This is a genomic window from Acidovorax sp. (genome assembly GCF_046339755.1).
In the GTDB taxonomy this organism is placed as follows: domain Bacteria; phylum Pseudomonadota; class Gammaproteobacteria; order Burkholderiales; family Burkholderiaceae_C; genus Acidovorax.
Window position 1 is genome coordinate 1 of sequence record NZ_JBKDTZ010000313.1, and the last position, 11,120, is coordinate 11,120.

The window sequence follows — 11,120 nt, forward strand, 5'->3', positions numbered from 1 at the left end:
CCCTTCGCCATGGCGGTGGACCGGATTTCGTGGCGCGGGGCGGGGATGGCACCTTCGCGGGAGCCGGCCGGCTCCTGGTGGACGGCGTGCGCGCCTGTCTGGAACGGGATGTGCGCTACAGCCGCCAGCCCGACCTGCCCGAAAGCGCCGAGCTGTCCCGGGATGCCACGGGCGAAGGCATCATGCTCGGTCCGGGCGCCCTGTTCCTGGTGGAGCCGCGTCCCACGGGGTGGCTGCGCTTCAATGTGGCTTTCTGTGCGGACGAACGGATGTGGCGCTTTCTGGAGCAGCGCATCGCGCTCGGCAGCCCGTAGGCGTCCTACGGGCTGACGCGGGCGGACAGGTGCGCCGCCATGGCCGGGCTCATGAACTGCACGGGGATCTCTGCAACCAGCGCCTCCGGATCGTCCAGCGCGAGAAAGCAGGCCTCGAACTCGCGCTGCAGGTCGAACTTGGGCGGCAGCATCAGCAGGCTCTTGGGCGCCAGCGCAAAGGCTGCCTGGCGCACGGCCGGCGTCAGCTCCCTGGCAGGGATTTTGGCAAACAGCTCGTGCACCTCGGGGCGCGGCAGGGGGCAGCCGGGTGCCAGCAGGGCCAGGTACATGGCCTCGGTGCGCAGCTCCTTGGGGATCTTGGCGATGCGGGTGTAGTCGTTCCACACCACGTCGCGCCACTCCTGCGCCGTCTGCGGCGTGGCCATGGAGGCCAGGCTGCGCCCCTGGCGCAGGCCGGCACGCACCGATTCCAGCGACAGGGGGGATTTCTTGAGCAGCTTCTTCAGCGCGGCGGGCAGGCTCTCCGGGTCGTCGGGGTTCCTGCCGTCGGACAGGTCGATGCGCAGCAGCTTGCTGCCCTTGGCCGGCTGGCCCCGCACGTCGATGCCATGGTCGTCGTTGACCAGCGCCTGGGCGATGAGCTGGCCATCCACGACCAACTGGCCATGGTTGTAGTGGCCGTACACCACTTCTTCCACGCGCAGATCGCCACCCACGCGGATGTAGGAGCCGCCACAGCTGGCCTGGCGCGCGCCGAGGGATCCGGTGACCAGCAGCAGGGGGCCGGTCTCGCCGTCGGCATTCACCAGCGCACCGCCAAGGCGCAGGTCACCCTGCACGCACAGCCCGGCAATGTCCTGCCCGGCCACGGGCAGCCCCGCAAGAGTGGCAGCGATGCCGCCCCCGTTCCAGCCCGCATTCCAGTCGAGCAGAAGGTCGCCGTCCAGCGCCAGGTCGCCTTGGTGCACCAGCACATGTTCCGTGGGCGGCAGCCAGGATGGGGCAGTGAACGCAGAGGGCAGGGTGTCGATGGTGCAGAGTGTGAACACAGGGGCCCAGGGGTCTATCGATCAATGATTCGGCGCGCGAACTGCTCCAGGTAGTCCATGAGCTGGTTGGCGCCGGCCACGGCATGGGCCTCGTCGCCGCTGGCGATGCCCTGGGCCAGGTGCATGTGGGCGCGTGCGCCCTCGGTCACGTCGCCCTCGTGCTGGTAGGCGTACCAGAAGCGGCGGCACTGCACGATGAGCGGCGCCACGGATTTGACGGCCGACTGGTTTTGGCTGGCCAGGTGCACGATCTTGTCGAGCTCGTGGTCGGCCAGCATGTAGCCGTCCAGGTGGCCGCGCTCCGCCTCGCGCACCATCTCCTCAGCGCAGCGCACGATGGCCTGGCGCTGGGGTGCGGTGGCACGGCGCGCTGCGCACGATGCGATCAACCGCTCCAGCACGCGGCGCGTCTGGATCACGTCCAGGTGGTCCGCCAGGTCGATGTTGGAGACCTGCAGCCCGCGGCGCGGCTGCTGCACGATGAGGCCGATGGACACCATGCGCAGCAGTGCCTCGCGCACCGGCGTGCGCCCGAGGCCCGTGCTCTCGGCGATCTCGGCCTCCACCACCGGGCTGCCGGGCTGCAGCTGCAGGGTGGCGATCATGGCCTCGATGGCTTCATACGCCACGTCCGCCGCGCGCCGCTTGGGGCCGGTGTCTTTGCGGGAAGAAGGGCTGCTGCTCAAGGTCATTGGGGAGTTCTGGTGGGGTGCGGCCCCTTGTGGGGCCGCCCTGGGCCGATCTTAAATCACAGCGTGGTCCCGGCCTTGCGCAGCTCCGCGATTTGCGGGGCCTTGGGCAGCCACAGCTTGTCGAACTCCTGGATGGTGGACTCGGGGTTGAAGGACGAAGCCGTCTTGAACGCGATGGAGGTGCCCTTGAACTTGTCGATCAGGCCGGCCTCGGTGGTCACGATGTCGTTGATCTGCGCATCGAGCGATTGGGCGGTGAGCTTTCTGACCAGTTCCTTGTCCTTGGCGTCCAGGCCTTGCCAGATGCGGCCCGAGACCAGCGGCGCGAAGGGCATGAACAGAGCGTTCATCTGCAACAGGGTCTTGGCCACCTTGTCGAAGCGCTGGTTCCACGAGAACTCGATGTCCGCCTCCAGCCCGTCCACCTGGCCGTTGCTCATGGCGTCGAACACCTGGGGTGTCGGGATGGGGGTGGGCGCGGCGCCCAGCATCTGGTAGAAATCTCGGTACACGGGCGTGGGGTTGATGCGCAGCTTCATGCCCTTGAGGTCGGTCGGCACGGAAATGTCCTTGGTGGACAACACCGAACGCATGCAGGTGATGCCCCAGCCCAGGCCGATGGTGCCGGTCTCGCGCGGCAGCACTTCCAGCAGCTTGGTGGCGGCCGGGTGCTTGACCAGCTTGGCCACGCTGGGCGTGGAGCGCACCAGGTAGGGTGCGTTGATGGCAGCAATGCTGGCCACGCGCGAGCCCAGTTCGGCCGCCTGGATCCAGCCCATGTCCAGCGCGCCCGACTGCAGCTGCTGCATCATGGCCGCCTCGTTGCCGAGCTGGCCCGAGTGGAACACGGTGACGCTCAGGCGGCCTTCGCTCTCCTTCTTGAGCGCCTCTCCGAACTGCAGCGCGGCGCGGTTCCACGAGTGGCCGGCCGGGGTGATCAGGCCCAGGCGGAATTCCTTGGCGCCCGCGCCCTGTGCGAACGCGAGCGGGGCAGCAACGGAGGCGGCAGCGGCCACGGCATGGCGCTGGATGAATTGGCGGCGGGTAGTGGTCATGGTGAACTCTCCTTGGTCTGGGAAGGGGGACAGGCAGGAACGGGACGGGGGAAGCGGGGCCTACTTGAGCAGCCCCAGCGAGAGGCTGGGGAACAGCGACAGCAGCACCAGCGCCACGCAGCTGATGAGGAAGAAGGGCAGCGTGACGATGAACATCTTTCCGGGCTTCGCCCCGGTCACGGCCGAGGCGACGAAGAAGCTCAGGCCCACGGGCGGCGTCATCAGCCCCAGCACCAGGTTGACCACCACCACCACGCCGAAGTGGCGCGGGTCGATGTGGTAGACCTCGGTGGCAATCGGCAGCAGGATGGGCACGGTCATGATGAGCCCGGGAATGCCGTCGATCACCGTGCCGATGACGAGCAGGATCACATTGGCCAACAGCAGGAAGGTGACCGGGTCGTGTGCCACGGTCTGTATCCACGCCGCCACCATCTGCGGCACCTTGCCGTAGATCAGCAGCCACGAGAACACGGCGGCCGCCGCCACCAGGAACAGCACGATGGCCGAGTAGATGGCCGAGCGCAGCAGCAGGGCCGGGATGGCGTTGAAGCGGAACTCCTTGGTGACGTAGCGGCCCACCAGCGCCGAGGCCAGGGCGCCCACGGCTGCCGCCTCGGTCGGGTTGGCGATGCCGCCCAGGATGGAGCCCACGATGACGATCGGGATCAAGAGCGTGGGGCTGGCCTGCACGATGGTGCGCGCGCGCTGGGCCAGCGTGCGCTTTTCGCTGCGCGGGTAGTCGTAGATGAAGCCCATGAGGGCGATCACGATGAAGAACAGCACGGTGAGCAGCACCCCGGGCAGAAGGCCGGCGATCAGCATGTCGCCCACGGCCACCTGGGCCAGCACGCTGAACACCACGAACATGACCGAGGGCGGGAGGATGGGCCCAAGCATGCCGCCGTAGACCGTGAGGCCGGCCGCGAAGGTCTTGTCGTAGCCCTGCTTTTCCATCTCGGGCACCATGACCTGCGACATGATGGCCACCTGCGCCGTGGCCGAGCCGATGATGGACGAGACCAGCATGTTGGCCAGGATGTTGACGTAGGCCAGGCCGCCCTTGACCGAGCCGATGAAGGCCATGGACAGGTCCACCAGCCGGCGCGTGATGCCGCCGCTGTTCATGATCTCGCCGATCAGGATGAACAGAGGGATGGCGATCAGTCCATAGCTGTCCACCCCGGCGAACATCTGCATGGGAAACGACTGGAACAGCACCGTGCCGCCGGTGGCGAGGATGTAGACGATGCCCGAAAGGCACAGGCACACGCCGATGGGCACGCCCACCAGCAGCGCGATGGTGAAGAAGAGGGTGGTGATCATGGTGTGGCCTCGCGGTCGCTCAGTTCACGGCATCGGCGTTGACCACGTCGAAGCCCGGGTGGGTGCGCCGCTCCGCGGCCCCCATGTCTTCGAGCAGGTTGGCCAGCGCATGCACGCTGAAGGTGGCCGAGAAGACCGGCAGGATCAGCTGCAGCACCCAGGTGGGCCAGTTCAGGGTCTGCGTGCGCTCGGTGTACAGAAAATTGAAGCTCTCGGCCGCGTACTCCTTGGCGTCAAAGCCATGGCGTGCGATGCCGACCGGGTCCATCCACTGCCAGCACATCCAGAGCATGGCTACGCCGAAAGCCGTCACGCCCAGGGTGGCCACCGACTTGGCGACCCGTGCGCCGCGCGCGCCCAACTGGTCGGTGAGCATGGTCACGGCAAAGTCCATGCGCAACCGCGTCATGACCGAGGCGCCCACGAAGGTCAGCCAGACCACCGTGTACACCGCGGCCTCGTCGACCCAGTAGAGGGGCATGCCGCTGTAGCGGGTCACCACATTGAGCAGGATCAGCAGCACCAGCAATGCCATCAAGGCGGTCAATGCATGGCGATCCATGCGCAGCAGCCAACCGGAGAAATCCAGCACCCAGCGGATGGGTGCCTTGGGACGAGAGGGCGGGGCAATTGTGCTGGGAGCGGTGGCCATGGCGTCGGGTTGTTGTGGGTGCTTGTGAACAGGAGACCGGAACTGGTGCGATAAATATCTTGCTGATATATGTAAAAGCAAAATGGATGCCGGGCTTGAGGTGCCAGCGCCCCTCAAGGGCCGCGTCAGCCCGGTGGGTCGCCAGGTGCCGCGGCGAGCGTGGCGATGCGTGCCGGCGCCAGCAGATGGCGCGGCGGCGCTGGCGTCCAGCCGAAGAGCTGCTGCGTGGCGGCCCCGCAGATGCGGCCCTGGCAGGCACCCATGCCGCAGCGCGTGTGCAGCTTGGCGTCGATCCAGCCGCTGCGCCCGGCCAGCTCGGCATGGGGCACGTCTTCGCAGCGGCAGACCAGCGTGTCCGGCCGGGCCAGTTGGTTGAGCGATGGGTTCAACGTGAACGAGCGCTGCAGCGCGTGGGCAAAACCCTCCCAGCGCTGCAGCCTGGCCTGCAGTGCATGCACCGGCGTGGCGCTGCCCGCTGCGGCATGCCCCGCGATGGCGCCCTGCGCCAGTGCACGCTCGCTGCCGCCAAAGCCTGTGCACTCCCCTGCGGCGTAGACGCCGGCAACGCTGGTGCGCATCTGTGCATCGACCCGCAGGCCCAGGCCATTGCTGAGCGCGCTGCCCAGGGCACAACCCAGCATCTGCGCAAGGTGTGTGTTGGGCACCAGGCCAAAGCCGCAGGCCAGCCGATCGCAGGCGATGGTTTCCTCGCCCGACGGCGTCTGCAGGCGCACGGACTGCACCTGGCCATCACCCTGGGCTTGGAGCACATGGCTACCTGCGCGCAGTTGCGGCTGCAGCAGCGTGAGCGCCTGCACGGCCTTGGTGGGCCAGCGCGGCAGTTGCGCAGCAAAGCCCGCCAGCGCGCGCCAGCCGGCCTGCTCGGCCACGCGCACCACCTGCGCGCCCGCCTTGGCGGCTGTGGCGGCCGCTGCCAGCAGCAGCGGGCCCGTGCCCGCGACCACGATGCGCTGGCCCTGCACCGGCAACCCGGCCTTGACCAGGGCCTGCAGGCCGCCCGCGCCTGGCACGCCCGGCAGCGTCCAGCCCGGAAAGGGCAGCAGCAGCTCGCGCGCGCCGGTGCACAGGATGAGGCGCTGGCTGCGCTGGGCCCAGCCGCGCTCGGCGTCTTCGAGCAGCAGGGAGGGGGCATCACCGGCCGTGGGCGCATCGCCCAGGCCCACCACGCGCGTGCCGCGCAGCAGGGTGATGTTGGCGTGCCGGGCTAGCGCCTCGCGGTGCTGGCGCGCCAGTGGGGGCAATTGCGCGCCGGGACCATCGCGCCAGATCTGGCCGCCGGCCTCGGGGTTGTCGTCCACCATCGTGATGGCTGCGCCACTGGGGGCTGCGGCCAGTGCCGCCGCCATGCCTGCTGGGCCTGCGCCGATGATGAGGATGTCGCAGCGCGCGGGCGCCTGGGGTGGGGTGAGAGCGTTCATGGCCTGGGAGCACCGGTATCGGTATGGACTTGCATGCCCTCGGTGCACACGGTCTGGCAGGCCAGGCGCACGCGGCCATCGATGCGCACCCGGCACTCATGGCACACGCCCATGCCGCACAGCGGGGCACGCGGCTGGCCTGTGACGGAGGTGCGCGTGCGACCGGGCGGCACCTGGGCCAGTGCAGCGGCCACACTGGTGCCAGGGGCTACCTGCAGGCGCACGCCATCGGCATGGATTTGGATGGTTGGGGCGTTCATGCCGCGAGGCTCCGGGCGAAGCGATCCGGTGAATACGGTGCCGGGTCCAGCGGCGGCGTGGCGCCCGTGATCTGCGCGGCCAGCAACCGGGCAGTGGCCGGTGCCGTGGTCACGCCCAGGCCTTCGTGGCCCACGGCCAGCCACAGGTCGCTGTGCTGCGGGTGGCGGCCGATGATCGGCAGGCCATCGGGCGTGGCAGCGCGAAAGCCGGTCCATGTGCGGAGGGCATTGAGTTCGGCCAGCCCCGGCACATACTCCAGCGCGCGCTGCAGCATGCGCGCCAGCACCGCGTTGTCGATGGCCGGGTCGGTGGTGTCGAACTGGCGCGACGAGCCGATGAGCAGTTGCCCCGTGGGCCGCGGCTGCAGGTTGAAGGCCACCGAGGTGCCGTCGCTCTGGTGCGCATTGGTGATGTAGCCCAGCTCCACCAGCTGGTGCCGCACCGTGCCCGGGTAGCGGTCGGTGATGGCCAGGTGCCCCTTCTTGGGGCGGATGGGCAGGCCCGGGCACAGCTCGATGGCATGGATGCCCGCGGCCAGCAGCACCGCGCCGCCTTCGCGCACGCTGCCATCGGCCAAGTGCACGCGCCGGCCATCGATGCGCTGCACCTGTGCCTGTTCGAGAGTGATAGGCCGGGCCGCATGCGCCAGCAGCCACTGTGCGGCATTGGGGGCATAGACCACGCTGTCGCCACCCACCTTGAGCGCGCCGTGCAGGCCGGGGCGCAGCGCCGGTTCCAGCCGCGCCAGCGTGGCGGCATCCAGCAGCTCGCAGTCGATGCCGTGCGCGCGCAGGCCCTCGGCCTTGGCTTCTGCACCGGCCATTTCCTCGGCATTGGCTGCGATCCAGAGCGTGCCGCAGTTGGAATACGCGCAGCCGGGCAGATCGGCGTTCATGCGCGGGCCCCAGTCATGCCACTGGTCCAGCGAGGCCTGGCTCAGCGCCAGCTCCGCCGCGTTGTCGTCCATCACCACCAGGTGCCCCATGCCGGCCTGCGTGGCGCCGCCCCGGCGCGCATCGAGCACCAGGACCGACAGGCCTTCGTTGGCCAGCAGGTGGGCGCAAGCGGCACCCACCATGCCGGCGCCGATGACGATCACATCCACAGCTGGCATGGGGTTCAGAGGCGGATGCCCCAGGCGAAGGGGTCGTCCTGCGCGATCAGCAGCGTGGCCTCGGCGCTCATGTGGGCGCTGCCGCGCAGCGTCGGGATGATGCGGCCCGGCGAAGCGTCGGCCTGGTAGCTGGCCTCGAAGCTGCTGCCGATGATGCTCGCCTGGCGCCACACCTGGCCGGGCGCGAGCTTGCCATCGGCCGCCAGGCAGGCCAGCTTGGCGCTGGTGCCGGTGCCGCAGGGCGAGCGGTCGTAGGCACCGCCCGGGCAGAGCACGAAGTTGCGGCTGTCGGCCACCTCGTCGTCGGCGAACAGCTCGATGTGGTCGATCTCGCCACCGTTGTCGCCGCGGATGCCCTGGTCCTTCAGGGCCTGCTGGATGGCGCAGGTGTAGTCGGTCAGCGCCTGCAGGTTGTCGCTGGCCACGCGCTGGCCGTGCCCGCTCATCAGAAAGAACCAGTTTCCGCCCCAGGCCACATCGCCCGTGACGCTGCCGATGCCCGGCACCGTGAGCGACAACCCCTGGTGCAGCCGGTAGGCCGGCACGTTGCGCACGCTGACCGAGCCATCCTCATGCAGCGTGGTGGTCACCGTGCCCACGGGTGTCTCGATGCCGTGCTCACCAGGCTGGATGCGGCCCAGGTAGGCCAGCGAGGCCACCAGGCCGATGGTGCCGTGGCCGCACATGCCCAGGTAGCCGGTGTTGTTGAAGAAGACCACGCCCGCCGCATTGGCCGGGTCCTGCGGGGTGCAGAGCAGGGCCCCCACGATCACGTCGTTGCCGCGCGGCTCCAGCACCGTGGCGGCGCGCCAGGCATCGTGCTGGCTGGCCAGCAGCGCGCGGCGCTCGGCCATGCTGCCCGTGCCCAGGTCGGGAAAGCCGCCGACCACGAGGCGCGTGGGTTCACCTCCGGTGTGGGAGTCGAGGATCTGGATGCGTTGCATGGCGGGTTTGGGGGTCATGGTCAGTCGATGGGGTTGGATGCGGGGATCGTAGCGATCCCCGCGCGGTGTCAATAGCTGGCGAGGGGGACGGGCGCTGCGTTCTTGAAGGTCAGCACGGTGATCGGCGCCTGCTTGAGGTTGCCCTTGTCGTCGTAGGCATAGGTGCCGGCCACGCCCTGGTGGCTCAACTGGCCCATTTGCGCGCCGACCTTGGCGGGGTCGGTGGACTGGGCCTTCTGCATGGCCTCGGCGATGAACATCACCTGGTCGTAGTACGAGGCCGCGTAGGCGTCGGCATCCTGCTTGAAGCGCGCCTTGTACTTGGCCTTGAAGGCCGGGCCGGCGGCCACCTTGTCGAGCATGGTGCCGCCCTGTGCGCAGACCACCGTGTCGTTGACCGCCTCGCCGCCGAGCTTGCCGACCTCGGGGCTGCACAGGGTGTCGCCGCCCAGCAGCTTGGCGGTCAGGCCCAGCTGCTTCATCTGGCGCGCCATGGGGGCGGCCTGCGGTGCATAGCCGCCGAAGAAGATGGCCTCGGGCTGCTTGCCCTTGAGGCTGGTGAGGATGGACAGAAAGTCCGTGGACTTGTCGGTGGTGAACTCCTGGCCCACCACGGTCAGGCCCTGCTTCTTGGCTTCCTTGCTGAACTGCTCGGCCACGCCCTGGCCGAAGGCGGTGCGGTCGTCGATCACCGCCACCTGCTTGACCTTGAGCTCCTTGGCCGCGTACACGGCCATGTTGGAGCCGATCTGGGTGTCGCTGGCAATGATGCGGAACAGGTTCTTGTAGCCGTTCTCGGTCACCTTGGGGTTGGTGCCCACGGTGGAGACCATGGCCCCGCCTTCGTTGTACACGCGCGAGGCCGGGATGGCCACGCCCGAGCAGTACGGGCCCATGACGAACTTCACGCCGCTGTCCACCAGCTTCTGCGCCACGCTCACCCCGGTGCGGGCATCGCACTGGTCGTCCTCGGACACCAGCTCGAACTTGAGGGTCTTGCCCCCCACCACGATCTTCTTGGCATTGAGTTCCTCGACGGCCAGGCGCACGCCGTTCTCATTGTCCTTGCCCGCGAACGCATTGGGGCCGGACAGCGGGCCGCTGTGGCCGATCTTGACGACCTGCTCCTGCGCGGATGCCGGTGCAACGAGCAGCGCGGCAGCCGCTAGCGCCACGGGGGCCATGAATCCAGACGATGTACGTGCCATGGGAAGCCTTTGCATGAAGAAGAAAGTGGAAGGGGCGGGTCAACCGGGGCTCAGGCGACCGACTGGTATTCGGTGGGGCGCGTCTCCAGCGCCTTCCTGACGATGCGCTCGACGAAGGCGCGCTCCTCGCCGATCAGAGGCAGGCGCGGGCGGCGCATGTGCTCGGTGCCCACGCCCACCAGCACGTCGATGAGCTTGAGGTTCTGCACCAGCTTGGTGGATACATCCAAGTGCAGCATGGGGGTCATCCACTGGTAGAGCTTGAGCGCTTCGGCAAAGCGGCCGGCCTTCATCAGGTCGTACAGCGCCACGGTCTCGCGCGGGAAGGCGCAGCCCACGCCGGCCAGCAGGCCGTCGCAGCCCAGCGCCAGGCCTTCGTAGGCCAGGTCGTCCACCCCGAGGAAGAGCTGGTAGCGGTCGCCCACGGTGTTGCGCAGGTCGGTGATGCGGCGGATGTTGTCCGTGCTCTCCTTGATGGCGGCGATCCACTCGCAGTCGGCCAGCTCCAGCATGTGCTCGGGCTTCAGGTCCACGCGGTAGGCCACGGGGTTGTTGTAGACCATGAGGGGCTTCTGCGCCACCTTGGCCATGGCGCGCACATTGGCCATGGCTTCGCGCGCATCGGCCACGTAGATCACCGAGGGCATGACCATGTAGCCGGCCACGCCCAGCTTGTTGCCGCCGTCGATGTAGCGCAGCGCCTCGCGGGTGCTGGTTTCCGACACATTGGCCAGCACGGGGATGCGGCCGTCGGCGGCTTCGAGCGCGATCTTGGCGACCTGCAGCTTTTCTTCCAGCGACAGCGTGCTGGCCTCGCCCAGCGAGCCGCAGGTCACCAGGCCATGGATGCCGTTGCGGATCTGGAAGTCGATGTGGCGCGCCGTGCCTTCGGCATCGATGCTCTCGTCGGCGTGGAACTTGGTGGTGACGGCAGGGAAGATGCCTTGCCAGCGGGGATTGGTCATGGGGGGCTCCTTAAAGAGGGGGAAGAACGGAAAAAAGGGGGGGAAGGTGCTGGGAGAGGGGGTGCTTGGCTTAGTCGTCTATTTAAATATATTAATAAAATATTTAAAATATCTTGTCAGGGTATTTAGCAGCTTGCGTG

General features: G+C 68.2%; 11 protein-coding genes and 1 pseudogene. 1 reads left to right on the forward strand and 11 read right to left on the reverse strand.

What is annotated here, in order from left to right:
• Positions 1-314 (forward strand): annotated as a pseudogene (locus ACK59X_RS27050) (hypothetical protein); the annotation flags it as partial.
• Between the two features lie 5 nt (positions 315-319).
• Here the strand turns inward: ACK59X_RS27050 and ACK59X_RS27055 are convergent.
• From ACK59X_RS27055 to ACK59X_RS27105, 11 genes are all read right to left on the reverse strand, one after another.
• The gene (locus tag ACK59X_RS27055) at positions 320-1,324 is read right to left on the reverse strand and encodes a hypothetical protein (RefSeq protein WP_409961607.1); all 1,005 of its coding nucleotides are present in this window, start codon (positions 1,322-1,324) and stop codon (positions 320-322) included.
• A gap of 14 nt (positions 1,325-1,338) precedes the next feature.
• On the reverse strand, positions 1,339-2,016 hold the full coding sequence (locus ACK59X_RS27060; protein ID WP_409961608.1) for a GntR family transcriptional regulator: 678 nt from the start codon (positions 2,014-2,016) through the stop codon (positions 1,339-1,341).
• A gap of 56 nt (positions 2,017-2,072) precedes the next feature.
• Positions 2,073-3,071: a TRAP transporter substrate-binding protein gene (locus tag ACK59X_RS27065; protein ID WP_409961609.1), complete on the reverse strand. Its 999-nt coding sequence runs from the start codon at positions 3,069-3,071 to the stop codon at positions 2,073-2,075.
• Positions 3,072-3,131: 60 nt separating this feature from the next.
• A complete protein-coding gene (locus ACK59X_RS27070) occupies positions 3,132-4,397 on the reverse strand; it encodes a TRAP transporter large permease (RefSeq protein WP_409961610.1) in 1,266 nt (421 codons plus the stop codon).
• A gap of 19 nt (positions 4,398-4,416) precedes the next feature.
• Positions 4,417-5,049 (reverse strand): TRAP transporter small permease, encoded by a 633-nt coding sequence (locus ACK59X_RS27075; protein ID WP_409961611.1) that lies wholly within the window; start codon positions 5,047-5,049, stop codon positions 4,417-4,419.
• A 125-nt stretch (positions 5,050-5,174) separates the two neighbouring features.
• A complete protein-coding gene (locus tag ACK59X_RS27080; RefSeq protein ID WP_409961612.1) occupies positions 5,175-6,488 on the reverse strand; it encodes an FAD-dependent oxidoreductase in 1,314 nt (437 codons plus the stop codon).
• Complete coding sequence (locus ACK59X_RS27085) at positions 6,485-6,748, reverse strand: (2Fe-2S)-binding protein (protein ID WP_409961613.1); 264 nt, start codon at positions 6,746-6,748, stop codon at positions 6,485-6,487. The genes ACK59X_RS27080 and ACK59X_RS27085 overlap by 4 nt, the downstream gene beginning before the upstream one ends.
• Positions 6,745-7,863: an NAD(P)/FAD-dependent oxidoreductase gene (locus ACK59X_RS27090; protein WP_409961614.1), complete on the reverse strand. Its 1,119-nt coding sequence runs from the start codon at positions 7,861-7,863 to the stop codon at positions 6,745-6,747. The genes ACK59X_RS27085 and ACK59X_RS27090 overlap by 4 nt, the downstream gene beginning before the upstream one ends.
• Positions 7,864-7,868: 5 nt before the next feature.
• Complete coding sequence (locus tag ACK59X_RS27095) at positions 7,869-8,807, reverse strand: 4-hydroxyproline epimerase (protein WP_409961646.1); 939 nt, start codon at positions 8,805-8,807, stop codon at positions 7,869-7,871.
• Positions 8,808-8,875: 68 nt separating this feature from the next.
• Entirely contained in the window at positions 8,876-10,015 is a 1,140-nt protein-coding gene (locus ACK59X_RS27100) for a branched-chain amino acid ABC transporter substrate-binding protein (protein WP_409961615.1), read from the reverse strand.
• 50 nt (positions 10,016-10,065) lie between these two features.
• Positions 10,066-10,980, reverse strand: coding sequence for a dihydrodipicolinate synthase family protein (locus tag ACK59X_RS27105; protein WP_409961616.1), 915 nt, complete (start codon positions 10,978-10,980; stop codon positions 10,066-10,068).
• Positions 10,981-11,120: the final 140 nt, after the last annotated feature.

Coding starts and splice junctions, on each gene's coding strand:
- ACK59X_RS27060 (WP_409961608.1), bottom strand. CDS start 2,016: ATGACCTTGAGCAGCAGCCCTTCTTCCCGCAAAGACACCGGCCCCAAG.
- ACK59X_RS27065 (WP_409961609.1), bottom strand. CDS start 3,071: ATGACCACTACCCGCCGCCAATTCATCCAGCGCCATGCCGTGGCCGCT.
- ACK59X_RS27070 (WP_409961610.1), bottom strand. CDS start 4,397: ATGATCACCACCCTCTTCTTCACCATCGCGCTGCTGGTGGGCGTGCCC.
- ACK59X_RS27075 (WP_409961611.1), bottom strand. CDS start 5,049: ATGGCCACCGCTCCCAGCACAATTGCCCCGCCCTCTCGTCCCAAGGCA.
- ACK59X_RS27080 (WP_409961612.1), bottom strand. CDS start 6,488: ATGAACGCTCTCACCCCACCCCAGGCGCCCGCGCGCTGCGACATCCTC.
- ACK59X_RS27085 (WP_409961613.1), bottom strand. CDS start 6,748: ATGAACGCCCCAACCATCCAAATCCATGCCGATGGCGTGCGCCTGCAG.
- ACK59X_RS27090 (WP_409961614.1), bottom strand. CDS start 7,863: ATGCCAGCTGTGGATGTGATCGTCATCGGCGCCGGCATGGTGGGTGCC.
- ACK59X_RS27095 (WP_409961646.1), bottom strand. CDS start 8,807: ATGCAACGCATCCAGATCCTCGACTCCCACACCGGAGGTGAACCCACG.
- ACK59X_RS27100 (WP_409961615.1), bottom strand. CDS start 10,015: ATGGCACGTACATCGTCTGGATTCATGGCCCCCGTGGCGCTAGCGGCT.
- ACK59X_RS27105 (WP_409961616.1), bottom strand. CDS start 10,980: ATGACCAATCCCCGCTGGCAAGGCATCTTCCCTGCCGTCACCACCAAG.